28 protein-coding genes are annotated in these 25,171 nt (G+C 48.0%); all 28 read right to left on the reverse strand.

The annotated features are described in order from the left end of the window. Window positions 1–1,698: a proline--tRNA ligase gene (locus HUG15_RS12825; protein WP_200123479.1), complete on the reverse strand. Its 1,698-nt coding sequence runs from the start codon at window positions 1,696–1,698 to the stop codon at window positions 1–3. Window positions 1,699–1,770: 72 nt separating this feature from the next. Then, on the reverse strand, window positions 1,771–3,027 hold the full coding sequence (rseP, locus tag HUG15_RS12830; RefSeq protein WP_200123480.1) for an RIP metalloprotease RseP: 1,257 nt from the start codon (window positions 3,025–3,027) through the stop codon (window positions 1,771–1,773). 59 nt (window positions 3,028–3,086) lie between these two features. Beyond that, entirely contained in the window at window positions 3,087–4,238 is a 1,152-nt protein-coding gene (gene dxr, locus HUG15_RS12835; RefSeq protein WP_200123481.1) for a 1-deoxy-D-xylulose-5-phosphate reductoisomerase, read from the reverse strand. A gap of 36 nt (window positions 4,239–4,274) precedes the next feature. Further along, on the reverse strand, window positions 4,275–5,057 hold the full coding sequence (locus tag HUG15_RS12840; protein ID WP_200123482.1) for a phosphatidate cytidylyltransferase: 783 nt from the start codon (window positions 5,055–5,057) through the stop codon (window positions 4,275–4,277). Window positions 5,058–5,069: 12 nt separating this feature from the next. Next, window positions 5,070–5,822, reverse strand: a complete 753-nt coding sequence (uppS, locus tag HUG15_RS12845; RefSeq protein ID WP_200123483.1) for an undecaprenyl pyrophosphate synthase — start codon at window positions 5,820–5,822, stop codon at window positions 5,070–5,072. 195 nt (window positions 5,823–6,017) lie between these two features. Beyond that, a complete protein-coding gene (gene frr / locus HUG15_RS12850; protein ID WP_200123484.1) occupies window positions 6,018–6,575 on the reverse strand; it encodes a ribosome recycling factor in 558 nt (185 codons plus the stop codon). Then, complete coding sequence (pyrH, locus tag HUG15_RS12855) at window positions 6,572–7,294, reverse strand: UMP kinase (RefSeq protein WP_200123485.1); 723 nt, start codon at window positions 7,292–7,294, stop codon at window positions 6,572–6,574. The genes frr and pyrH overlap by 4 nt, the downstream gene beginning before the upstream one ends. Window positions 7,295–7,366: 72 nt before the next feature. Continuing rightward, window positions 7,367–8,248 carry a translation elongation factor Ts gene (gene tsf / locus HUG15_RS12860; RefSeq protein WP_200123486.1) on the reverse strand — a complete coding sequence of 294 codons (882 nt, stop codon included), beginning with the start codon at window positions 8,246–8,248 and terminating at the stop codon, window positions 7,367–7,369. An 81-nt stretch (window positions 8,249–8,329) separates the two neighbouring features. After that, window positions 8,330–9,091, reverse strand: coding sequence for a 30S ribosomal protein S2 (rpsB, locus tag HUG15_RS12865; RefSeq protein WP_200123487.1), 762 nt, complete (start codon window positions 9,089–9,091; stop codon window positions 8,330–8,332). A gap of 301 nt (window positions 9,092–9,392) precedes the next feature. Further along, a complete protein-coding gene (locus tag HUG15_RS12870; protein ID WP_200123488.1) occupies window positions 9,393–9,809 on the reverse strand; it encodes a DUF6115 domain-containing protein in 417 nt (138 codons plus the stop codon). A gap of 39 nt (window positions 9,810–9,848) precedes the next feature. After that, on the reverse strand, window positions 9,849–11,237 hold the full coding sequence (locus HUG15_RS12875; RefSeq protein ID WP_200123489.1) for a flagellar assembly protein A: 1,389 nt from the start codon (window positions 11,235–11,237) through the stop codon (window positions 9,849–9,851). 42 nt (window positions 11,238–11,279) lie between these two features. Continuing rightward, on the reverse strand, window positions 11,280–12,047 hold the full coding sequence (locus HUG15_RS12880; protein WP_200123490.1) for a FliA/WhiG family RNA polymerase sigma factor: 768 nt from the start codon (window positions 12,045–12,047) through the stop codon (window positions 11,280–11,282). Between the two features lie 303 nt (window positions 12,048–12,350). After that, on the reverse strand, window positions 12,351–12,854 hold the full coding sequence (locus HUG15_RS12885; protein WP_200123491.1) for a chemotaxis protein CheD: 504 nt from the start codon (window positions 12,852–12,854) through the stop codon (window positions 12,351–12,353). Further along, window positions 12,851–13,468, reverse strand: coding sequence for a chemotaxis protein CheC (locus HUG15_RS12890; RefSeq protein ID WP_211202222.1), 618 nt, complete (start codon window positions 13,466–13,468; stop codon window positions 12,851–12,853). Before HUG15_RS12890 ends, HUG15_RS12885 begins: the two co-directional genes overlap by 4 nt. A gap of 44 nt (window positions 13,469–13,512) precedes the next feature. After that, a complete protein-coding gene (flhA, locus tag HUG15_RS12895; protein WP_200123493.1) occupies window positions 13,513–15,552 on the reverse strand; it encodes a flagellar biosynthesis protein FlhA in 2,040 nt (679 codons plus the stop codon). A gap of 152 nt (window positions 15,553–15,704) precedes the next feature. After that, a complete protein-coding gene (flhB, locus tag HUG15_RS12900; protein WP_200123494.1) occupies window positions 15,705–16,790 on the reverse strand; it encodes a flagellar biosynthesis protein FlhB in 1,086 nt (361 codons plus the stop codon). Between the two features lie 6 nt (window positions 16,791–16,796). Beyond that, the gene (fliR, locus tag HUG15_RS12905; protein WP_200123495.1) at window positions 16,797–17,570 is read right to left on the reverse strand and encodes a flagellar biosynthetic protein FliR; all 774 of its coding nucleotides are present in this window, start codon (window positions 17,568–17,570) and stop codon (window positions 16,797–16,799) included. A gap of 4 nt (window positions 17,571–17,574) precedes the next feature. Continuing rightward, entirely contained in the window at window positions 17,575–17,844 is a 270-nt protein-coding gene (fliQ, locus tag HUG15_RS12910) for a flagellar biosynthesis protein FliQ (protein ID WP_200123496.1), read from the reverse strand. A gap of 15 nt (window positions 17,845–17,859) precedes the next feature. Next, window positions 17,860–18,543 carry a flagellar type III secretion system pore protein FliP gene (fliP, locus tag HUG15_RS12915; protein ID WP_200123497.1) on the reverse strand — a complete coding sequence of 228 codons (684 nt, stop codon included), beginning with the start codon at window positions 18,541–18,543 and terminating at the stop codon, window positions 17,860–17,862. Then, window positions 18,543–19,151 (reverse strand): flagellar biosynthetic protein FliO, encoded by a 609-nt coding sequence (locus HUG15_RS12920; RefSeq protein ID WP_200123498.1) that lies wholly within the window; start codon window positions 19,149–19,151, stop codon window positions 18,543–18,545. Before HUG15_RS12920 ends, fliP begins: the two co-directional genes overlap by 1 nt. A gap of 15 nt (window positions 19,152–19,166) precedes the next feature. After that, on the reverse strand, window positions 19,167–19,529 hold the full coding sequence (locus HUG15_RS12925; protein ID WP_200123499.1) for a response regulator: 363 nt from the start codon (window positions 19,527–19,529) through the stop codon (window positions 19,167–19,169). 14 nt (window positions 19,530–19,543) lie between these two features. Further along, window positions 19,544–20,746, reverse strand: a complete 1,203-nt coding sequence (gene fliY, locus HUG15_RS12930) for a flagellar motor switch phosphatase FliY (RefSeq protein WP_200123500.1) — start codon at window positions 20,744–20,746, stop codon at window positions 19,544–19,546. Continuing rightward, window positions 20,747–21,736 carry a flagellar motor switch protein FliM gene (gene fliM / locus HUG15_RS12935; protein ID WP_200123501.1) on the reverse strand — a complete coding sequence of 330 codons (990 nt, stop codon included), beginning with the start codon at window positions 21,734–21,736 and terminating at the stop codon, window positions 20,747–20,749. Between the two features lie 2 nt (window positions 21,737–21,738). Then, window positions 21,739–21,939, reverse strand: a complete 201-nt coding sequence (locus tag HUG15_RS12940; RefSeq protein ID WP_200123502.1) for a hypothetical protein — start codon at window positions 21,937–21,939, stop codon at window positions 21,739–21,741. Further along, window positions 21,911–22,246: a flagellar basal body-associated FliL family protein gene (locus tag HUG15_RS12945; RefSeq protein ID WP_200123503.1), complete on the reverse strand. Its 336-nt coding sequence runs from the start codon at window positions 22,244–22,246 to the stop codon at window positions 21,911–21,913. The genes HUG15_RS12940 and HUG15_RS12945 overlap by 29 nt, the downstream gene beginning before the upstream one ends. 132 nt (window positions 22,247–22,378) lie before the next feature. Next, window positions 22,379–23,167: a flagellar basal body rod protein FlgG gene (gene flgG / locus HUG15_RS12950; protein ID WP_200123504.1), complete on the reverse strand. Its 789-nt coding sequence runs from the start codon at window positions 23,165–23,167 to the stop codon at window positions 22,379–22,381. A gap of 198 nt (window positions 23,168–23,365) precedes the next feature. Continuing rightward, window positions 23,366–23,839, reverse strand: coding sequence for a flagellar hook assembly protein FlgD (gene flgD, locus HUG15_RS12955; protein ID WP_246516335.1), 474 nt, complete (start codon window positions 23,837–23,839; stop codon window positions 23,366–23,368). A 15-nt stretch (window positions 23,840–23,854) separates the two neighbouring features. Next, a complete protein-coding gene (locus HUG15_RS12960) occupies window positions 23,855–25,156 on the reverse strand; it encodes a flagellar hook-length control protein FliK (RefSeq protein WP_200123505.1) in 1,302 nt (433 codons plus the stop codon). Window positions 25,157–25,171 lie beyond the last annotated feature (15 nt).

Raw genomic sequence — 25,171 nt, forward strand, 5'->3', positions numbered from 1 at the left:
TTACCATCCGATATCGTTTAAATACGCGGGCAAGTTTTCTGCTTGAACTTCCGTTACTTCGCCCGTTTTCCTGTCTTTTACTTCGACGATGCCTTCATTCGCTTTTTTGCCGGCTGCAATGCGGATGGGCATACCATAAAGGTCGGCATCCTTAAACTTCACGCCTGCGCGTTCTTTGCGGTCGTCATAAAGAACGTCATAGCCTTCCGTTTGAAGCGCTTCGTAAAGGTTATCCCCGAGCGTCTGTTGCACTTCATCTTTCGGATTAATGACGAGCAAATGCAAATCAAACGGTGCAAGCGCTTTTGGCCAAATGATGCCGTCTTCGTCATGATGCTGTTCCACAACGGCAGCCAGTGTACGGCTAATACCGATGCCGTAACAGCCCATTTGCATCGGCACGCTTTTGCCGTTTTCATCCAAAAACTGGGCGCCGAGAGCCTCCGAGTATTTCGTTCCAAGGCTAAACACTTGCCCGACTTCAATGCCTTCGGCAAATTGAATCGTTCCTTCCCCGTCAGGGGACGGATCTCCTTCCTGAATCATGCGGAGATCAGCGAAGGCATCGATGTCAAAATCACGGCGATGGTCGACATTAGCATAAAAGGTTTCGTCTTGATTGCCGCCGCAAACAGCATTAACGAGCGGGCGAATCGCTTGATCGGCGACAACCTTTACGTTCGACGGCGCCTCCACCGGGCCAATGTAAACAGAAGACGTGCCGAATAGTTCTTGCACGTGTGTATCCGATGCAACTTCAACATCCAATGTATCAAAATGGTTTCCGACCTTTACATCGCTAATTTCATGATGCCCCCGCGTAAGGATCAGCACGGGAACCTCGTCGATATAAAAAAGCCGGCCGGTAATCACCGCGGACGTTGGTTGGCCAGCGGCAGTTGCCGCGGCTTCTCCGCTTGTATAACCGTTTTCTGCGGAAAGGGCTGCCGGTGTGCCCTCCTCTGTGTCGTCAGGCGGACGCACAGCCGCGATTTCAATATTTGCGGCGTAACCGGAGCGATCGGAATATGCGATCGTATCCTCGCCAATATCGGCGAGCGCCATAAATTCATGCGTGCCCCCGGTCCCCCCGATAGCACCAGCGTCCGCTTCCACGGCGCGAAAATCAAGGCCGCAACGACGAAAGATTTTCATGTACGTGTCATACATCACTTCATAAGTGTGCGCGAGCGCTTCTTCCGAAGGTTCAAAAGAATAGGCATCTTTCATAATAAATTCCCGACCGCGCAACAATCCAAAGCGAGGGCGGCGCTCATCCCGATATTTCGTTTGAATTTGATACACATTGATCGGCAAGCGTTTATAAGAATGAATGCCATCGCGAACGATAGAAGTGATCACTTCTTCATGGGTGGGGCCAAGAACGAAACGACGCTCATGTCGGTCGTTCAACCTCATTAACTCCGGTCCGTAATCATCCAAACGGCCGGATTCTTCCCAAAGTTCGGCCGGTTGAACCGCTGGCATCAATAATTCTTGCGCCCCCGCGCGGTTCAATTCTTCTCTGATGATCGCTTGAATTTTGTGCAATACTCTTGTTCCAAGTGGTAAATATGTATAAATGCCGGCAGCGGTTTGCCGCATTAACCCGGCGCGCAACATCAGTTGATGACTGATTGCTTCCGCATCCGCGGGGACATCCCGCATTGTCGGACTGAAAAACGTTTGTTGTCTCATTCGCTGAACCCTCCTTATCCGAAATCAGAAGCCAGAGGCCAGAGACCCGATAGGCACTCCAACCTCCAAACGTCACATAAATAACCGATTTAAGTCATTCCAGGTGACCATGAGCACGAGCAACATCAAAAGCGCAAAACCGATGAAATGGGCAACGCCTTCTTTGTTCGGGTCGATCGGCTTTCGGCGGATGGCTTCCAAACCGATAAAGATCAAGCGGCCACCATCAAGGGCGGGGAGCGGCAACAAATTGATGAGGCCGATATTGACACTCAGCATCGCTGTCCACATGACCAAAATAAGAATCCCCATTTGCATCACTTCACCGGTATAATCATAAATCCCCACCGGTCCCGCTAAATAATCCAGGGAAAAATCACCGGTAAAAATGAGCTGAAGAACGTCGAAGATTAATACAACCACTTCCTGAATTTGTGAGAGGCTGTATTGAAGCGCCTCGAAAACGGAATGGCTCCACGTCGGTTCGACCCCTATTTTACCGATTTCAGCATCCAACACGTCCTCGTAAACGCTATCTACCACCATCGTGAATGATTCCGTGGCACCGTCCCGATCCACCAGCATCGTGATTTCTTCATCCGGCTGTTCCTGAATGATTTGTGTCATATCGGTCCAGCCGTCAATGGACTCTCCTTCAATGGAGACGATCCGGTCTCCTTCGGCCAGCCCTACTTCCTGAGCGACACTATCATCCATCACGTTCGAAACGATCGGTTGCGGAATTCCTTGGATAAGCCCATAGATCAAAAACAAAATAAACGCAAGGGCAAAATTCATCGCCGGCCCCGCAAAAATGGCAGCTGCCTTTTTCCACGGTTTTTTTGATCCGAATTGCCGGTCCCAAGGAGCAATTTGTTCCCTTTCTTCATCCACAATCATATCCGCTTGGCGGTGAATGTCGTAACGAATCAAGCCTTCTTCATCGTCGCTGTAGCCGTCTATAAAAAGGTCATGTTCAAGATCGGCCCGTTCAACCGAAACAATTTTGGCATCGGGATGTTTCGCCTTGTTATTCACGATGATTTCTTTTACGGTGTCATCCGCATGAAACGTTAAACCCACTTCATACCCCGGTTTAATTTGCACGATTTCCGGATCTTCGCCGGCCATGCGAACGAAACCGCCAAGCGGGAGCAACCGTAACGTATAAACTGTCTCGTTCTTTTTCTTGGTAAACAATTTCGGCCCGAAGCCGATTGCGAATTCTCGGCAAAGAATGCCTACTTTTTTCGCTACGTAGAGATGGCCCCACTCGTGAATGGCAATAATGAGCCCGAAAATCACGATGATGGCAATGAGCGTTTGCACGTGCTTCTCACCTTCTTTTTGGCTTGCATATCAGAAGTGACAGGTGGATATTTCCCTACTCACCATTCACTCCCATTTCTAACCCGTTCTCGTGTTTCTTCATCAATCTCCAACACTTCTTCGATTGTAGGCTCCGCAATTACGCTATGGGCAGCGAGCGCCTTTTCAATGACGGTCGCGATGCCGGGGAACGAAAGCTTTCCTTCCAGGAAGCGTTCGACCGCGCCTTCATTTGCCGCGTTTAACACCGTCGGCGCCGATCCACCCGTTTCACCGGCCCGGTAAGCCATCAATAAACATTGATGCTTGACCGGATCGATTTTTTCAAAATGTAACGTTCCGACTTCCCATAAGTTTAACCTTTCCGGTCCATCTAATTCAAGCCTGTCCGGAAAGGTGAGCGCATACTGGATCGGCCCTTTCATATCCGGGGTGCCCATCTGTGCGATCACACTCTTATCTTGATATTCAACGAGGGAGTGAATAATGCTTTCGCGATGGATAACGACATCAATGTTTTCATAAGGCATATCGAACAACCAATGGGCTTCAATGACTTCGAGCCCTTTATTCATCATCGTGGCAGAATCAATGGTAACTTTCTGTCCCATCGACCAATTCGGATGATTCAAGGCATCTTTCGGTGTAGCGTGTTGGATGTCTTCTGCGCTCCAGTCGCGAAAGCTTCCGCCGGATGCAGTGATGATCAGCCGCTCGACGTCGCTGCGATTGCTTCCTTGCAAGCTCTGAAAAATCGCGGAATGCTCACTGTCGACGGCAATCAATTGTGCGCCGTAACGTTTGCAGGCAGCGATAACGAGATGTCCCGCGGTCACGAGGGTCTCTTTGTTGGCGATCCCAATCGTTTTCCCTGCTTTGATCGCGGTCATTGTCGGTTTCAAACCTTGGCTTCCCACCATGGCGTTCATCACGAATGCGGCGTCCGTCTCGCCAAGCGCATCCAACAATGCCGCCTCGCCTGCAATTGCCCGTGTCTCCGGTGGGAGATGGGCTTTCAATTTTCCAAGATCGCCTTCATTTGCAATGACAACGGTCGCAGGTTGAAACTCGGTGATTTGCTTTTTTACACGTTCAATATTTCGGCCACAGGCGAGCAAGCTTACCTGAAATAAATCCGGATGTTGACGGATGACGTCAAGGGTTTGCGTGCCGATTGACCCTGTTGAACCAAGTACAGCAACTTTTTTCATTCGACTTCACCTTCTTCACACCCGTTAGCGGGCCGATTAAATCATTAATACATAAAGGGCGGGAAACACGAAAATAAGACTATCGAAACGATCAAGAATACCGCCATGACCGGGAAGGATTTTGCCGGAATCCTTCACATTATAATAACGTTTAAAGGCAGATTCCACGAGATCCCCGCATTGGCCGGCAACGGAAATGACGATCACCGCGACGATCGTGAGCCACAAGGACGAAAAAGGAGGCCAAAACGACGCGAAAATAATGCTCGCCACAAGCGCCAGCGCGAATCCTCCCAACGCGCCTTCGACCGTTTTCTTCGGTGAGATTTTCGGCCAGAGCGGACGCTTTCCGAATTTTCGTCCGAAAAGATAAGCGCCCGTATCCGTTGCCCAAATAGCGATCAGGACGAAAAGAACAAATGCAAATCCTTCCTCAAGGCGAGCCGCCAGAAAGAAGTGCAATCCGAATCCAACATAAAGGGCGGCAAATGCGACAAACGCAACTATTTCAAAATTGTACCGGTTGGCCGAAATTACCGTTACGAGCAGCAGCAACCAGGCAGCAATCATAACGCTCATCAAGAGGGCCTCATTAGATATCCACGCTGTTTGTGGCCCCGCAACCAGTAGAAAAAGAGAAAGGAGCAATCCGATGAAAGCGGGCATGGAAAAGATGCTCAGTTGATTCATTCGTAACAACTCTATGAAACCGACAATCGCCATTGCTGCAACAAGCAGAGCAAAAACAAACCCGCCGACGACGAGAGGAGCGAGGAAAATACATAAGCCAATCATTGCGGTTACTACTCTTTGCTTCATGCGAATCGCTCCTTACACCCCACCATAACGACGTTTACGTTGTTGGAAAACCGAGATGGCCTCAGCAAAATTTTCTTCGTTAAAATCCGGCCACAATACATCTGTAAACCAGAATTCGCTATATGCCATTTGCCAAAGCATGAAGTTGCTTAAACGAATTTCTCCGCTCGTTCTGATCAATAGATCCGGATCGGGAAAATCGGATGTGTACAGTTTGTCGGAAATCAGCTCTTCGGTGATGTCTTCCACTTGGTAACGCCCTTGTTCGACTTCGGCACTAAGGCGCTTCACCGCTTGGACGATCTCCGATCGTCCTCCATAATTAAGCGCCAAATTTAAAATAATACCATCGTTATCCGCCGTTTCAAGCATTACCGTTTCAACGGCTTTTTTCGTATGGGAAGGCAAGTCTTCAACGGCCCCCATGACGCGAACTTGTACATTGTTCGCTTGCAGCTTTGGCAACTCACTGGATAAAAAACGTTCCGGAAGACGAAGGATAAAGTCGACTTCTGTCTTGGGCCGTAACCAGTTTTCCGACGAAAACGCAAATAATGTGAGCACTTCGACACCCATATCATTCGCGGCTTCTGCAATGCGGTGGATGGTTTTCATGCCTTCACGGTGGCCGATATTTCTCGGCATTCCCCGTTTCTGTGCCCATCGCCCATTTCCATCCATAATGATGGCCACATGGGACGGAACATCCGTTTTCACATCAACGGCTTGTGATTCTTTCTGATGATTAAAAAACCTTCCCAACATGGTTTACGCACCAACCTTACTGGATGTGAGAAGTGAGAGGCGGGAAGTAAGAGAACAAGCCCTACGCTCTCCACATACGTTATTTTCACATCCGTTTATCCGCCGTGTGCCGGCATCGCCACAGCCGACCGGCCGATCCTCCTTAACAGCTAAAACCCCCTTGTCGAGCAGAGGGTTTTTTAGCATCGCACCGCTTTACACTTCCATAATGTCTTTTTCTTTCTCGTCTGCCGCTTCATCGATCGTTTTTATATGCCCATCCGTGATTTTTTGGATTTCTTCTTGTGCACGCTTCGATTCATCTTCGGCAATATCGCTGTTTTTTTCCTGTTTTTTCACTTGATCGTTGACATCCCGGCGAATATTACGGATGGCAACACGTGCGTCTTCTGCATATTTGCGCACAAGCTTCGCCAATTCTTTGCGGCGTTCTTCCGTGAGCGCCGGAATCGAAATGCGAATCACTTGGCCGTCATTATTGGGGGTAAGGCCAAGATCCGCTTTTTGGATGGCTTTTTCAATATCAGCGATAGCTGATTTGTCAAAAGGTGCCACGACGAGCAGTCTTCCTTCGGGTACCGTAATGCCGGCCAACTGATTGAGGGGTGTTTCCATTCCGTAATAATTGACGACAACTTTGTCTAGAATTGCCGGGTTAGCACGGCCAGTACGCAATGTTGCAAGTTCACGGTTTAGCGATTCCACTGTTTTTTCCATACGGTCTTTCATGTCTTTTTTCATTTGGTCATTCAAGATCCATTCCCCCTTACGACGGTTCCAATATCTTCTCCTTGAACCGCCCGTTTAATATTCCCTTCTTTTGAAATCGAAAAAACGATGACCGGGATATTGTTATCCATGCATAAGGAAGATGCGGTCGAATCCATCACGCCCAATCCGTCCTTTAAGACGTCAAAGTAGGATAGTTCCCGGTATTTAACCGCATTTTCGTTCTCCGCGGGGTCGGCATCATAAACGCCGTCCACGTTATTTTTTGCCATTAGGATGACGTCGGCTTCGATTTCAGCCGCCCGTAATGCTGCTGTTGTATCCGTCGTAAAATAAGGGTTACCGGTACCGGCTGCAAAGATGACGACGCGTTTTTTTTCCAAGTGCCGGATTGCTTTGCGACGTATGTATGGTTCAGCGACTTGCCGCATTTCTATGCTCGTTTGCACCCTGCTTTCCACTTCAATTTCTTCAAGGCTGTCCTGTAAAGCGAGGGCGTTCATGACTGTTGCAAGCATCCCCATGTAATCGGCGGTGGCACGATCCATTCCTTGAGAACTGCCTGCCATCCCCCTCCAAATATTACCGGCTCCGACGACGATGGCGATCTCCGTCCCCAACGCGGCTACTCCTTTTAGCTGGGAAGCAATGGATTGGATGACGTTGGGATCAATGCCATACCCTTGTTCCCCGGCAAGTGCCTCTCCGCTTAATTTCAAAACCACGCGTTTGTAATTGTGCATCGTATGCCTCCATTACTAGAAGTGAGAGGTGGGGTGGGGGGTGGGAAAACCCACCTGAATCCACCGTTTGCCTTACTCTTTCACTTGTGACATGACTTCGTCGGCAAAATTCTCCTCTTTTTTCTCCATGCCTTCTCCCACTTCATAGCGAATAAAGGAGGAAACTGTTGCGTTTTGGCTTTTCACGTATTGTTCAACAGTTTGATCACTGTCTTTCACAAATTCCTGATCCAGGAGCGTCACTTGTTGGAAAAATTTCTTCAAACGGCCTTCCACCATTTTTTCAACGATCTTTTCCGGTTTCCCTTCATTAAGTGCCTGTTGCTTAAGAATTTCTCTTTCTTTGTTGACCTCTTCTTCGGGGACTTCATCGCGCGACACGTACGTTGGCTTAATTGCGGCCACGTGCATCGCTACATCCTTTGCAACCGATTCATCCGTTGTGCCGTCGACCACGGCAAGCACTCCGATGCTTCCTCCCATATGAAGGTAAGCGCCAAATGCCTGGTTTTCTGTTTTCTCAACGACCGCGAAGCGCCTTAGCGAGATCTTTTCACCTATGGTAGCGATTTGCTCGGTAATATACTGTTCGAGGGTGTCTCCGCCTTCAGTCTTCTGTGCCAACGCAGTTTCCACATCGCTTGGCTGATGGTCAAGCAGATGCTGAGAAATAGTCGCAACAACCTGTTGGAAGTTTTCGTTTTTCGCGACAAAATCGGTTTCGGCGTTGATTTCCACAATCACTGCTTTATTGCCGTCAACCTTGACATTCGCCAATCCCTCTGCCGCGACACGCTCCGCTTTTTTCGCTGCTTTGGCGATTCCTTTTTCACGCAGAAAAGCAACCGCTTCTTCCATATTTCCATCTGTTTCCGTCAACGCCTTCTTGCAATCCATCATTCCGGCGCCGGTTTTTTCCCTTAGTTCTTTGACCTTGCTTGCGCTGATGGCCATGTAAACTCCTCCTTATTTTTGGTTTTTCGTGGAAAAAAGGTGACATGGGACTCGCCCTTGTCACCCCGTTTTTTCGCTTCCTTATTCTTCAGCGCTTGTTGTTGCCGGTTCAGGTTCGGCATCCGGTTCTATTTGTTCTTCGTCCGCCACTTTTTCTTCTTCTCCCTGGCTTGCTTCCACAACGGCATCCGCCATTTTTGATGTCAACAAACGCACCGCGCGAATGGCATCATCATTACCGGGAATAACGTAGTCAACCTCATCCGGATCACAATTGGTGTCGACAATGGAGATGATCGGGATGTTAAGTTTACGCGCTTCCGCAACGGCGATCCGTTCTTTGCGAGGGTCAATAATGAAAACGGCGTCCGGCAGTGTCTTCATGTCTTTAATCCCGCCCAAGAATTTCTCAAGGCGATCCATTTCTTTTTGCAAAACCGTTACTTCTTTTTTCGGAAGGACGTCAAATGTACCGTCTTCCTGCATTTTTTCCAAATCTTTAAGGCGCGCGATCCGCTTCCGGATCGTCTGGAAGTTTGTCAATGTGCCGCCTAACCAACGTTGATTGACAAAGTACATCCCGCAACGGCCAGCCTCTTCCTTTACGGACTCCTGCGCCTGTTTTTTCGTGCCGACAAACAAAATTTTGCCGCCGTCCGCAGCCAAGTTGCGCACGTATTTGTAGGTTTCATCTACTTTCTTCACCGTTTTTTGCAAATCGATGATGTAGATGCCATTACGTTCCGTGAAAATATAACGGCTCATTTTCGGATTCCAGCGTCTTGTTTGGTGGCCGAAATGCACACCTGCTTCCAGTAACTGTTTCATAGAAATAACAGCCATATTTTTTCCTCCTTTGGTTTTTTTCCTCCGCTTTGCATCATTTTCATGGAAAAACTGTCGTTCTCCCATTACTATCATTTGATAGTAGAACAAAACCGTGGTCGTTCGACGGCACCTTTGTTCGAATCAGCAAGCGTGTGTATTCAATAACACCGCAGTAACTATACCATAAGATGCACGGGCTCGACAAGCGTTATGTTGCGCTTCTATTATTCGTCACTACGAGTTCAATGACTTTCAAAATAGGATCGCCTTGAATGACGGGTTGTAAACGTTTATCGCATACCCATTCGCAAATCAATTATCTTTGTTCATGTTTTTTTAGCAACAATTCCACTTCTCCGTGGCCGAGGGAAAGCGCCTCGGCAATCTCCTGTTTACTTTTTCCTGTTTGTGCCAACCTTAACGCTTGCGCGGCCGGCGTTACTTGCGCTTCGTTCTCTCCGGTCGGTTCAGGTGGCTCATACCCTTTTTCCTGCTTTTCAAGTTTACCAGTTGCTTGTTCAAGCTCGGACAGGAAGGAGCTTTTTGGCGTTTTCGCTTGCATGGGTCGCAATTGCCGGAGCAGTCGCTCATTGTCTTCTTTCATTTCATTTGTGTACCTTTTTAACAATCGTTCAATTTCATCTCCGGTAGCGGCCTTTTTCTGAAAAAGATAGACGATGGCGGCAAGGGAGACGAAGTGCAGGAGTACACTTAGGATTACAAAGACGATCACAATTAGCCTCCTCTTTTTCTCGCGTGGCGTACGGTTGCTTTAAGAATCTTGTTCGGCGATGCGAATCTCCCCTTCGGACAAGAAAATTTTAACCGCGCTTCTGTTTTTCGTAATTCTGCGTTTATATTTGCCGATGTGCACGTTTGTATTCACGAAAACTTGATGGCTGATAAAAACCCCATCGTAACCGTGCCCGTCTATTCGATCATTAATGGCTTGCAAGGTGTCGCGGGCGTCTCTCATTCGGTCGTAAAGCTCGCTAAGCGATTGGCGAATCCGAAGTTTCATTATTCGATCTTTCGTTGACAGAGGAGGATTCTCCTTTCCTTTCTCCGCCATTTTTGTTTGTAATGTTTGCAACTTGGCCTTTTCTTTTTTTCCGTTCAGTAAAACGCTTTCAGCTTCTTTTCGGGCCGTTAGCAACTTTTCCTGTACCCCAATGTATAGGGACGTGCGTGTGTTTAGCGTATTGCCTGCTTCTTTTACTTTGATCGTTCGGCCGGCGGAAAGTTTCCCGCCGACAACATTCCCTTTTCCACTCGTGCATATCAATGCATGTCCAGCCTCACATTGGCTGTGCAAAATGTGATTGGAAACATGAATATTATGACCGGCAAAAACGACCCCTTGATTGATATAGCCACTATGAACATCATAGCGCGCGTTAATTTCCCCTTTTCCTTGGCCGGCAATGCCTTGTGAGACAAAGACAGACCCTCCTGCTTCCAAATAAGCAGCGTCGACGGATCCCTTGACATGGATATCGCCATCGGCATTCACCCGATAGCCGGAAGGGATGGAACCATGAATGACGACATTTCCATTAAATGTGATACTCCCTGTTTTCATCGTTAGATTGCCGGGAACTTCATAGACGGGATAGACGTGCACGGTCCGGCCGGCGATGCTTAATTGGCCGTTCAGAATCGCTTGCAGGCTTTTCCCGTCTTCGGACAAAGCCGTGTTCTTTCCGGGTCTTAACGGAAAGTCTTTCCCTCTTAGGCCTGGGATCGTGTTTCCATATACATCCACACCGGACTCGCCTGTTGTTGGGTCCACTTTGCGGGCGACGATTTCGTTTTGCGTGGCCATCGGTATCTCAGTTACTTGTCGCAAATCCACAGAGCCGGAATCTCCGTTTTCTTCTCGTGATGAAGAGTGCTTGCGGGTCGTTTCCAAATACGCGTCCGTTCCGCGAGTCGGTTTTTTTCCTTTGGCCATAATCAATGGAAAGGTTACATGGATAGGATCATTCGCGAGTTTTCCGATGCTTTCGTCGTCAATGCCATAGACAATCCCATTGGCATGCAAAAATTTTAGGACATCTTCTTCATGAAAATCCCCATCTTTCACCGGTTTATTTGAAAAGCAACTGGCCATCATTGCATCACGAGACACCTTTATTTTAAAGTACTTTGAAAGTTCCATGCCCCCACGTCCCCTCCAATTAAACTATAGCCCGGCGAACGGTTATATTTTTGCTTCTTCTTTTTGAAATGCCTGTTTTAAACGAAACAACGCCTTTGCATGAAGTTGGGAAATCCTTGAAGTGGACAACCGCAATGTATGGCCGATTTCCGTCAAGGTCAGATCTTCTTGGTAAAAAAGGGAGAGCACGAGTTTTTCTTTCTCCGAAAGCGTCGATATCAGATGTTGCAACTGTTTCTTTGTCTCATTCTTTTCTGCCTCTTCATGAGGAGTGGGCGTTTGATGATCTTGCAACATGAACGGATGACCATCTTCCCGGTCCTCGTCCTCCGGCGCTTGATCGATCGATAATAGCTGTGCCATGTAATTTTCGGCCGTCGTTTTTAAAACATCATCGATGGATAGCTGAAGCGTGTTCGCAACTTCATATTCCGTGACATGCCGGCCTTTTTGCTGTTCAAGCCATTCCGTCGTATCTTCAATCCTTTTTGCCTTTTCCCGCGAAGAGCGAGGCAGCCAATCCTCTTTCCGCAAACTGTCAATGATAGCCCCGCGTACGCGAAAGGACGCATATGTATAAAATTTCAAATCACGTCGATGATCGAATTTTAACAACGCATCGTATAAGCCAATCATGCCTTGCGACCGCAAATCCTCACGGTCGACATTTGTCGGAAGCGTAGCGCCGATTCGCTGCACATGGTAATCGACGAGCGGAGAGTGGGCAGCCATAATTTCTTCGGCTGCCTGTTCATCTTTTTCATTGATCCAACGGGCCCAATGATCATCCATTGCGGTTGGTCGTTCCATGGTAGCGCCTCCCTTGCTAGAGGTTAGAGGTTAGAGATTAGAGGTTAGAAGTTTGAAGTCGGATTGGCAGGAATCATTGAAAAAACCGATTTCTTCATCTAAACTTCTTTCCCTCTGAGTAGTCATCGTAATTGATTCTGGTTATTCACCAAAATATATAGTTGGTATCATGGTAATAACACTTGCTAGCGGAGAAAAATACGGAGACTCCTGTGGAAAGCCGCAGTGTTTTTCCGCAACGATGACCATCGTTCATGATCACACCTATTTATCAATGTTTACCCTTGATTCTTTCTTACCTTTTCAATAAATCTTAGTCCCGCTGTGAATCGTTCGTACCGAAAGCGATTGATCCTTAAGTGAAAATACAACACTTCGTCCCTCGGATCCGCCTGTTACATCTGCCATGATCGGGATATTCGCTTGTTTCAACGCTTCTCTTGCCACTTCGGTATTGCGTTCGCCAATCTTCATCATCGGATCAACCGTTGACAACCGTTGAAACATGTTTGCCCCACCGGCAATTTTCGCGCGTAACGTGGCGTTCCGGAATGGGCCGAGTCGCTGCATCGTTTCAAGGAGCAACGGCACTGCTGTGTCCGCATACTTTGCACGGTTAAAATCATCGTTTCTGCGAATCGAAGCGTCCGGCAACATGACATGGGCGAGAGCAGCCGCTGCACCGTTCGCGGGATAAATGACAATCGCAACACATGACCCCAATCCGGAACTCCCGATCGAATTCGGCGCCAAACAATACCCCATATCCGCCATTCCAACTTTCACCGTTTTTTTCGTCAACGTCATGACGGCATACCTTCTAAAGCAGTACGAAGGACATTCATACTGCCCGGTTCGGGGAGTAAGTAAAACTGTGCCTGAAAACGTTCCGGGCTTTTTTCAAACCAATCGTTAAAATTCGTTTGAATCAAAATAACGTCATCCCCGTATAACGAAAGAGGCAAGAGGCTTGGGGTTATCGCCGCACCCGCCATATCGATCACAACATCCGGTATGGATGATCGCACATTTAATTTCGTCAAATCGGCAAACGTCGCTACATAAGCACCGGTAATGATATTTCCAAATTCACGAAGCGCTGAATGGCCGATCCCTTCCAAGATCCCACTCTGTTCTCCGGTTAATTGCTTGACAATGCTTGAGACATGAGCAGCAGGGAAAATAAACAGCATCGTCGCCCGAAACGCACCCTCCATTTTGAGGGAAATTGCAGCGACTTCGTTTTCGGCACCGCCCGCCAATGCGATAATATCGTCAAAGCCGGTGACCGTAACGGCCGGGACCGTCATTTTACATGGCATATCCAACAACTGGGAAAGGGAAGTCGCCGCCTGACCCAGCCCGATGTTGCTAATCTCTCGGATTTTATCTAATTCTGTTCGACTGATGGTAACCATCATTTTCCACTTCCCCGTTCGAATACTCGGTTGAAACACAAACTTGTTTAAGCGACATTGACCACTCCCACACTTTGAATCACCACTTGCGGTTCCAACTCGTTATAGGACAAGACCGGAACATTCGGGAATTGCCGTTCAATCAAATGGCGGACGTGCATTCGTACTGCAGGGGAACAGAGAATGACCGGTGTTTGCCCCAATTCAGACAGCTTTTCTGCTTCCCGACCGATCGTTTCAATCATTTTGCCCGAATCTTCGGGTGGCATGGACAAAAAAGTTCCGTGTTCCGTCTGTTGGAGCGCATCTGCAATTTTTTTCTCTGCAGTGCCTGCCAGGGTGACGACATATAATGGTCCGTTGTTCGGAACGACAGCCTTTGTAATTTGCTTGGATAACATTTGTCGCGCGTACTCTGCGATTAACTTCGGATCTTTGACCATCTGCCCATAGTCCGCCAACGCTTCAAATATTATAGGGAGATTTCGGATCGAAATTTTTTCCTTCAATAGGGTTGCCAACACTTTTTGAATGTCGCCAAGGGCCAGCGGGTTTGGCGTAACCTCTTCCACAAGCGTCGGGTGAGACTCTTTCAAATGCTCGACAAGTTGTTTCGTTTCTTCGCGCCCCAATAATTCATGAGCATGGCGTTTTATCGTTTCCGTTAAATGGGTGGACACAACCGAAGGTGGGTCAACGACTGTATAGCCTGCGATTTCGGCATCATCTTTTTGCGCTTCATTCACCCATAGTGCCGGCAGACCAAATGCCGGCTCTACCGTTTCGATGCCGGTAACCGTTTCATCCTCGACACCGGGGCTCATGGCCATGTAATGATCGAGGAGCAATTCCCCGCGCGTGATTTCATTGCCGCGAATTTTAATCACATATTCATTCGGTTGGAGCTGAATGTTATCGCGGATGCGAATGACAGGCACGACAATCCCATAATCGAGCGCCAATTGGCGCCGGATCATGACGACCCTGTCAAGCAAGTCCCCGCCTTGGTTTGCATCTGCAATCGGAATGAGTCCATAGCCAAACTCGAATTCGATCGGATCAATCGTCAAAAGCTCCGTAACCTGCTCCGGAGAGGTAGTATTCTCGGGGCGCTCTTCCTCTTCCGTTGCTTCCGGTTCTTTTTCCAAGTTGTCGGATTTGCGTCGAGACAGCGTCCATGCGCCTATGCCGAGAAACAGAGCGATCGGCAGAGTAACAATATTGTTAATCGGCGTGAGCAGACCGAGGAGCAGAATGGCAGCCCCCGCGATATAGAGCAATTTGGGATACGCAAGCACCTGCTCGCTGATGTCGTAGCCGAGCGACCCGTCCGATGCCGCCCGTGTTACGACAATGCCCGTGGCTGTCGCGATCAAAAGGGCCGGAATTTGTGTTACGAGCCCATCGCCAACCGTGAGCAATGTGTACGTGGCGGCTGCTTCCTGAAAACTCATCCCATGTTGAAGCATCCCGATGATAAAGCCGAAGATAATATTGACGAGTACGATGACGATGCCCGCGATCGCGTCCCCTTTGACGAATTTGCTCGCGCCGTCCATCGACCCGTAAAAGTCCGCTTCCTCTTCAATTTTTTCCCGTCTCGCTTTTGCTTGTTGTTCCGTAATTAAACCGGCATTAAGATCCGCGTCAATGCTCATTTGTTTCCCGGGCATCGCATCAAGGGTAAAGCGCGCGCCGACTTCAGAAACACGTTCCGCGCCTTTAACGATGACGATAAACTGGATAACGACGAGAATAAGAAAGATGACAAAACCGACGAGCGCATTCGAGCCGACAACAAAGGACCCGAACGTATCAATGACGCTGCCCGCCTCTGCGAGGCTTAAAATCGCGCGGGTCGTCGATACGCTTAACCCAACGCGAAACAACGTCGCCAACAAAAGCACAGTCGGAAAGATGGAAAAATCCAACGGTTCTTTCATATTCATGGCGACGAGGATGATGATGAGTGACATCGAAATATTAACGATGATAAGCACATCAATCATCGGAGACGGCAATGGGAAAATAAGCATTGCCACGATTAAAATAACGCCTATTAAAATGACTAAATCACGTGCTCTCATCGTTCCATCTCCTTCAAAGACTCGGGCGGGCTTCTACGAGGTCGTTTCAGTATGGGTGTGTATAACAGGCTTGGATTCGGTAACAGTTTCAGGCGCCATGACCGCTCCTTTACGACCGGTTGAAAAATAGGCTCAACACCCTCTCTCACCTCTCACCTCTCACCTCCAATCCGATACACATAGGCGAGAACCTCGGCGACCGCGCGAAATAAATCTTCCGGCACTTCTTGTCCGATGTCTGTTCCATCATGGAGGCTACGGGCGAGCGGCTTGTTTTCGACGATCGGCACTTCGTTTAAATTGGCGATTTGCCGCATGCGCAAAGCCGTATAATCCGCCCCTTTGGCAATCACCGTCGGCGCTGCCATCACCTCTCCATCATATTGAAGGGCAACCGCGTAATGGGTCGGGTTAGTGATGACGACATCGGCTTTTGGAACTTCCTGCATCATGCGTTGCATCGCCACGTCTTTGGCACGTTGCCGTCGCTTTGATTTTATTTGCGGATCGCCTTCCATCTTTTTATGTTCATCTTTCACTTCCTTTTTGGACATGCGAATCTGCTTTTCATGGTCATAGCGTTGGTAGACATAATCGGGCACAGCTAACAGGAGCAAAAGCAACGCGCAAGCGATGCCGATCACCCCTGTCAACCAAGCCACCAATTGAAATCCTTCGACGACATCCATGAGTGCCAGTTGCAGAAGTTCGTCCGCATACATCCATATAATCCCAAAGGAAAGCAAGCCGACAAGGCAGATTTTCAGAAAAGCTTTCAACAATTCCACGATCGCACGCGCGGAAAAGATTCGTTTAATCCCTTTGAGCGGGTTTATTTTCGACAATTTCGGTTTAATCGCTTCCGGGGCAAACAACACCCCCACTTGCAGCATACTCGCGACTACACCTGCCAAAAGGGCGGCCAAAAATATCGGCAACAACACAATCACAACTTCGGACATCAAATCAAGGAATAACGCCATCACATTTTCAATAGAAAAAGCCATACCCGCGTAGTTGATATACATTTTTGTGAATAGATCGTGCAGAAATTGTCCGGGAACCGCGGCATAAGCAAAAAGCAAAATAAAAACGATCAGTAAAATGACGGCGGTATTCACATCGTTACTTTTCGCTACCTGCCCTTTTTTGCGGGTGTCCTCACGCTTTTTAGGCGTCGCCTTTTCCGTTTTTTCCTGCCCGCCTTCTGCTGCAAAATATTGCAGATCCATTCGCATGCTTTTTCACGCTCCCTCAAACAACTCTAAAAGCATCCGCATCGTGATTACCATTTCATCGACAAGATTGGTGACGAGCCAAAAGAACGCCGGCAACATCAACAACATGATCGGCAATCCCAGGAAAATTTTCAGCGGCAAGCCGACGACAAAAACATTCATCTGCGGAACCGCCCGCGACATCATCCCAAGCGCCACATCAACGAGAAAAAGTGCGCCCACGATCGGGAAAGCCATTTGAAAAGCAATGACAAACATCGCCAAAACGGCTCCGGCCGCCGTTTCCATCACTGACTCTCCACCAAACTGAACATTCATTTCCTCGACAGGCACATAGGCATAGCTGTAAAAAATCCCATCCAATAACAAATGATGGCCATCGGTAACGAGCAAAAAAAGCACGGCAAAGGCATAAAGGAATCCGCCGGTTAACGGCGTTTGCGCCCCGGTTTGCGGGTCCATCACGTTCGCGATGAGAAACCCCATTTTAATATCAATAAAAGCGCCGGCAACTTGAATGGCATAAAACAATATCGAGGCAATCAGCCCGAGTAAAAGGCCGATCAACACTTCCTTTATGATCAACAAAAAAAAGGTCGCGTCGATCCCGATCGCCGGTGCATCCAGCGTGAAAAAAATAATATAAGCAAAAAAGAGCGAAAAAGCGATTTTAAAGATATTCGGCACATTGCGGTACGAAAACACCGGCAACGTCGCCAAAAAAGCGAGAATACGCACAAAGATTAATAGAAACGCCGGCAGCTGATTGATCCACTCCATCGCCTTATCCTATAAAGTTATGCAAATTAGTATAGATTTCCGTTGTGAAACTCACGAGTTGACTGAGCATCCAAGCACCGAAAATCACGACCGAGGCGAGAACGCCAATAATTTTCGGAATAAACGCCAGCGTTTGCTCTTGGATCTGTGTCGTCGCCTGAAAAATAGCGACAGCCAACCCCAAAGCAAGCGCGACAATTAACAAAGGTCCCGCAACGAGAAAAACAACCGTTACACTTCGTTCCGCCATGCTTATAACCGTCTCTTGATTCATCCCATCCACCCTTTGTTAAAAGCTGATTAAAAGCGACTCTACGACAAGATGCCAACCGTCCACCAAAACGAATAACAACACTTTAAAAGGGAGTGAGATCATGACAGGTGGCAACATCATCATCCCCATGGACATTAAAACGCTGGCAATGATCATGTCGATCACAAGAAATGGCACGAAGATGAGAAATCCGATTTGAAAAGCCGTTTGCAATTCGCTAATCGCAAAGGCAGGGACCATGGCCGACAGTGGGATATCATCAATCGTCTCCGGAGACTCTGCTTCGGCATAGTTCAAAAATAGAGCCAAATCTCTTTCCCGGGTATGATCCGCCATAAATTCTTTTATGGGAGAAGACGCAGCTTCAAAGGCTTCTTCTTGATCCATCTCGCCCTCGAGTAGTGGCGTCAGCGCTTCTTCATTCATTTCGGATACGACCGGGGACATTATAAAAAAGGTCAGAAATAACGCCAGACCGATCAACACTTGATTCGGCGGCATCTGTTGGGTAGCGAGCCCCATCCGCACGAAGGCGAGCACAACGACAATTCTCGTAAAACAAGTCATCAAAATGAGGATTCCCGGCGCAAGGGAAAGGACGGTAATAAGGACAATCAGGCGCAACGCCGTGGACAATCCTTCGGGGTCATCGCCGAAAAACTCACCGATGGGTACGCCCGGTATGATGGATGATATCATCATTTTCTCCCCTCTACCCGGTTCAATCCGCTTTCTTTTTGACGCTTCACGTCACGCATATGCACATCCATTTGCGAATAAATGGAACGTTCCTCATTCGCCTCCATCTTATCCCCTTTCAGAAGTGCCCGCGCTTTGCCTGTAAAATCCGTCGTCTGCTGCTCCTCTGCCAAAGCGATCAGCGCTTTTGCTTCCGCCTCATCCTCGATTTCCCGAAGCAATTCAATCGTCTGCCCGACACCGACAACAAGGAGCCGATCGCCTACGCGAATGAGTTGCACCGACTTTTGCTGTCCAAGGCCAATGCCTCCCAAATTTTGCATCGTGCTCGTCGCTTGAAAGCGATTCGTCCGATTGGCCAACAATTTTAATAAAAGAAACATGACGAGAATGACGGCACCGAGGGCTAATCCGAGCTGAAACAAAACACCCCATAAACTTTGCTCGCCGCTTTCTCCGGCTCCTTCTTCCTCTTCATTGCCTTCGTTCACGCCTTCATTATTTTCCAGGGCATCCCTTACGGAGTTATCTGCGAATCCCTCGTGAGGGAGACCGAGCATGAAAAGTGCGAGCATGCATGTGGCCAACCAGGCTCTTACTATTTTCATGAAAAGTTCTCCTGTCTAACCGAGGGTTTTCTGAACCGCATCAAGCACCCGGTCAGCTTGAAAAGGTTTCACAACAAAATCTTTCGCTCCTGCTTGAATCGCATCGATCACCATCGCTTGTTGCCCCATCGCGGAACACATAATGACTTTTGCCTGTGGATCAAATGCCAAGATTTCTTTTAACGCCTGGATGCCGTCCATCTCCGGCATCGTAATGTCCATCGTTACGAACGCGGGATTCAATTCCTTATATTTTTCCACTGCCTCTTTCCCGTTTTCCGCTTCGCCGGCAATCACATATTGATTCTTTTCCAATATGTCCTTAATCATCATTCGCATAAACGAAGCATCATCTACGATAAGCACGCTACTTGCCATTGTCCTTCTCTCCTTTAGTCATTCCTTAAGTGTTGTAATCGTTGTTCGCGGCTAGCGATGTCTGTCACACGCACGCCAAAATTTTCATCGATGACAACGACTTCGCCTTTTGCCACCAAACGCTGATTGACGAGTATATCCACCGGTTCCCCGGCAAGTTTGTCCAACTCAATGATCGATCCTTGTGTAAATTGAAGAATATCCTTAATCGAACGGCTCGTTCTGCCCAGTTCGACGGTCACATCCAAGGGGATATCCATCAGCATATTGAGGTTTTGCGCTTCGGCAGCTTGTAACCCTACATCATCAAAGTCATGAAAAGCGGCCGGTTGAACGCTTCTTTTCGACGTTTCATCATGGACGTTTAATGCTGATGCTGCTCGTTCCCCTTCTACATTTACACTTCTATCATTTGCTGTTTCATTTATTGCAAGTGGAGGGCTTTCTTCGGTGCTAATTTTATCTTCATTTTCTTCACTTTGTGAATGAAGCAATTGAGAGGTCAGCTCTTTTGCAAAAGCTACTGTGACTAACTGCATAATGGAAGAATCGATCATATCCCCTACACGTAACCGAAAGGAGATTTTGATCAATGTCGCTTCACCGGACAGTTCCTCCGTTCCGGATCCTTCCATCGTATCAAGCATATCGATGCTGGGCGGTGAAATATTCACGCGCAGCCCAAAGATCGTTGACATCGATGTTGAGGAGCTTCCCATCATTTGATTCATGGCTTCCTGAACGGCGCTGATATGCATGTCGGTAAGTTCAGGCTCCGGGTTTAAGCCGTCTCCTCCCAACATTAGATCGGCAATAATTTTTGCATCATTTTCCTTAATGACGAGGAGATTCGTTCCTTTAAACCCTTGCGTATACTTGACGTGAACAGCCACATGCGGGACAGGAAACTCTTCATGCAATAGATCAAATTCAATGGCCTGTACGATAGGCGTCGTGATCGATACCTTTTGGTTAATCAACTCGGATAACGCGGTGGCAGCACTCCCGAACGAAATATTTCCGATTTCACCGAGGGTATCTTGTTCAACATCGGTTAAATACTGATTCACATCCAAGACTGCTTTCGTTGGAGACGGAGGGTAGCCATCTTCTTGCATGTCGTTGCTTTTCGTTTTCTCTGCCCCATCTTCTTCAAAACCTGCGAGCAAACGATTGATTTCCTCTTGGGATAGTTTCTCATCTCCATGGTCGTTCATTTATTGATCGCCCTCCTTCTTGAAGTCCTCAGTCACTTGCACAGCAAGCCGTTGGTTCTTTTTCCCTGCCTGCACGTAATATTTCGGCTCGCTGCCTACATAGGCAATTAGTGGATCATTCACGCCTTGATCGAGTTCAATGACATCTCCTTTATTTAAGTAAAGGAGATCTTCAACGCTAATCGTTGAATGGCCAAGCACCGTTTGCAATGTCAATTGTGCCTGCCGAACCGATGTCTCTATTTTTTGTTCTTCCTGTTCATCACGCGTTTTTTTCGTCGTTTGCATCCAATAATGACCCGACAATTTCGGTAAAATTTCTTCGAGCACGACGTACGGCAAACATACGTTAATCATTCCGGCTGTCTCCCCAACCGTTGCCGATAGGGATACGACAACGACGGTTTCATTCGGCGAAACCATTTGCATAAATTGGGGATTTACTTCCAAATCAACCATCTTCGGTTCAATTTCAACGAGCGATTGCCACGCCTGTTGAAAACTATCCATTAAATAACTCGACATTTGCGAAAGAATCCGCGTTTCGATTTCAGTTAGATTTTCGATCTTATTATAATCGGACCCGACTCCTCCTAAAATGCGGTCAAGCATGGCGTAGCCGATTTGGGGATTCATCTCAATTAACAACCGCCCTTCGAGTGGGGGCGCTTCAAAAGCGTGAAGCAAGGTCATTTTCGGAATCGAACTTATGAATTCTTCATAGGGCAACTGCTCGACGGAGGCGACGGACATTTGCACAAAGGTCCGTAACCTGGAAGATAGGGTTGTCGTAAACAGGCGGGCAAAATTTTCATGCATGCGTGTCAACGTTCGGATTTGGTCTTTTGAAAAACGGAGGGCCCGTTTAAAATCATACGTCGTTATTTTTTTTTCATCGATCTCCTTGCGCAATTCCTCCGCATCCTTCTCCCCTGTGGACAGGGCTGACAACAAGTCATCGATTTCGCCTTGCGAGAGTACGTCTGCCATCACTACCAACTCCGGTTTATCAATGTTTCTTCTTCGTTACCATGCTCTTTTTCGGCGACGCCCGGGAACCAAGGGTGGCCGTCATCGTATGATCCGGCTTGTCGTATACACTCTCTCCACTTCTCCGGTATCAAGCAAGTCATTAATATCTTCCTGTAATCCAGCTTCCAGCGTTTATAATCCATCTGAACTGCCCAATTCATCTGCGTCCATCTCCGCCAATCGATAAATAATCGCATTTTGTATTTGAAAGTCCCGTTTTTCCAATTCTTCAGTCGTATCATTGGAATCTGCCTGGATCCGAAACGAGGCACGTACGTAATGATCTCCCGCCAAATTCGTCGTTAATTCTTCCGTGTCCCAAGAACGATCGATGACTTCATCAATCCCGGGGTCTTCATTTTCCGCCGCTGACCCGCTTCCCGTTTGACCGGCAAGAAAAAACGCCGCCGTTATGCTGACGAGCAATAGCCCAATGATAATGCTAAACGTAATGACCAACTTTTTCATCGAGACGCCCCCTCTCTTCCTCATGGCCAAAATCTTTTATCGATTCTTTGCTGCATTAATATGTAGTCGCGGCGGGCTTGCACCTTTGAAACCTCAGAGGGAGATCTCCCCCTCTGATGAAAGTCAGTTTATTTATTTCATATTCATAATTTCTTGCAAGACTTCATCGGACGTCGTAATAATGCGTGTATTGGCTTGTAAACCACGTTGACCGGAAATCATTTCCACAAATTCTTCGGAAAGGTCAACGTTCGACATTTCCAACATGCCCGCGGCGATGTCACCGGCACCACCGGTTCCCGCTTCCAAATTATTTACGTCTCCCGAGTTAGCCGTTTCCCCGTATAAATTGCCGCCCAAGCTTTCCAACCCTTCCGGGTTCGCAAATGTAGCCAAACCAATCGTCCCCGCATCTTCAGGTTCGCCGTCGATCACTTGCGTCACCGTACCGTCGCTGCCAATGCTGAAATTGGATGCCTCCTCAGCAATATTAATGGTGCCACCATCGTCGTCGAGCACATAATATCCATCTGCGGTCACGAGATCCCCATCACTGTCACGGGAAAAATTGCCCACGCGGGTGTAAAATTCTCCGCCATCCGGATTTTGAATCCGAAAGAAACCATCCCCTTCAATCGCGAGGTCAAGTTCACGGTTCGTCGGTTGCGTCGGCCCTTGGGTATGAATCGTATCGATAGAGCCGGTCTGCGTGCCTAGCCCTACTTGTTCCGGATTTGACCCTCCTTGGGCATCTCCGGGTGCAGTTGCGCCTTGCATTTGTTGGCTCATCATGTCTTGAAAAGTAAAACGCCCTTTTTTAAACCCATGCGTATTCACATTAGCAATATTATCGCCGATAACGTCCAATTTCGTTTGATGGTTTTGCAAGCCGGAAATCCCGGAATACATGGATTGCAACATGGAATAACCCCTCCTGTTTGGTAAAGTAAATGCGACTCTTCATCAAAATCTATCGTTGATATCAGTGAATAATGATGGCCATAAAACTAGCTAACGGGGGAAAAACACGGAAAGCGTCGTGTTTTTCCGCAGCGGTGACCATCGTTCATGATTACATCTATTTTTCAACCATAGATTTTAGTGTTGATCAATAAATGCTTATGTTTCCTCATTTTCGTGCTCCAAGCCGATTTGAGCCACTTGCCTGCTGTCAATCCAACGCCCTTCATCGAGAAGCAGCTCAATGTCCCCCTGTTCGCTTCTGCGCACGGAGGTGACTTCGTTTTCCGCGTACTGAATGTCTCCGTGATCTTCATCAACGAGGCTTGCCCACTTGACCGTCGTTCCGATCAACTCGCTTTGTTGAACGAGGGCACTCCCTTCTTGCCGATCAACGAAACGTTGCATTGCTTCATTCATATTGGTCATTTGTTCCAAAGAAGAAAACTGCGCCATCTGGGCAATAAATTCCCGATCATCCATCGGGTCAAGGGGATCCTGATTTTGCAATTGGGCAATTAAAATTGTTAAAAAATCATCCTTGCCGAGCATGGCGTCCTCCGGCTCCGCAACCTGTCCTTCATTCATGCCTCTTTCACCCGGGGCAGCCGTGGTTTGCATGTTCACGTCCATCTGAATGTCACCTCCCTATTCCTCCTGATTTAACGTCGTCTGTAACCATTCTTCAAAGGATGGGAGGTGTTTCCCATCCCTGTCTTCATCGCTTTCTTCTTCATATGCGGAAGCATCTTCATCCGCCGAGTGTTTTCCTTCTCTTCGTTCGTCGGCAACTTCGGTGCGCGCTTCATCAACAACGATCCGTTCCACCGGGAGCTGTTGTTGGTGGAATGCGTGTCGAAGATTGGGTAGCTGGGACTCCACCAATTCACGGGCCAGCGCTGTTGTCGTCACGAGCCTTGCTTGTAAGACTCCGTTATCTCTTGTGATTTGCACGTCCAATCGACCCAAGCTTTCAGGATGAAGTTTAATTGTCAATTGTTGCCTGCCTTCTCCATCAGAGCGCAAGTGCCCTTTGCTGAGCGCTTGTTGAAATTGTTTCATGAAAGCCATCGCCCGTGCATGCTCGGTTTTTTGATCGCCGATATGAATATTCAATTGTTCCCCTTGATTCAAGGCTTGCATCGTCATCGTTTCATTGAAAACGAATGCAGCAGGAGGCGGGGTTCCATGATTGAGCTTCGGAAGGATCATTTCCATCTTTACAGCTGCATTTGAGGGTTCAAAACGATAAAAGCGGGGGGCAACTTCTGTTGTTTTTCTGCTTTCCTTCACATGACCGGAAGCATCCCCATAATTTTGCGTTCCAATCTCCCTTCCCGGCGACGAATACAATTGTTGGGCGTACTGGGCAAGCTGTTCACGTATCGGTTTTGCATTTTCACCCTCTTCAGCGACAAAAGCGATAAGAGCTATTAATGGCGGTAGGTTAGCCTCCTTCAATTCTTCGGCAAAAGCGAATGCCTCCTCGTTTTCCCCGGGCCCTTTTTCACTGTCGAGGAAGATTGTTTCAAGCATTTCCGGAATGGGGAGGCCGGCATCAATGATAAACGCCGCTATTTGTTCAAAATCGAAAGAAAGGAAGTCTTCTCCTTCGTTTTCGCTCAACGCTTCTTCTGCAATCATCATCACATTTTCCCAATCAATGTCCTCAAAGAAAGATTCTGCTTCAGGGAAGGAGCGAACCCAGTCATAAAACAGTTCCAGGATAGCTTCTATATCAGGCAAATCTTTGTTCACGGTTTTTTCTAACATATCTTGGCTAGTCAGTGAGCCTTCCTCTTGCGAAAATGCCTCGTTCTTTTCTTGGAAATGGGCAAGCTGTTGCGCAAACGTTTGCTCAAGGTTCTCGCCCAATCCTTCCATGGATGCCGGAACGAACCCAGAGACTCCTTCATGGAATGAAAACGACTGTAATCCTGCTGGAATCACCTTTTCACCTCCCTT

The organism is Salicibibacter cibarius, assembly GCF_016495725.1.
In the GTDB taxonomy this organism is placed as follows: Bacteria; Bacillota; Bacilli; order Bacillales; family Marinococcaceae; genus Salicibibacter; species Salicibibacter cibarius.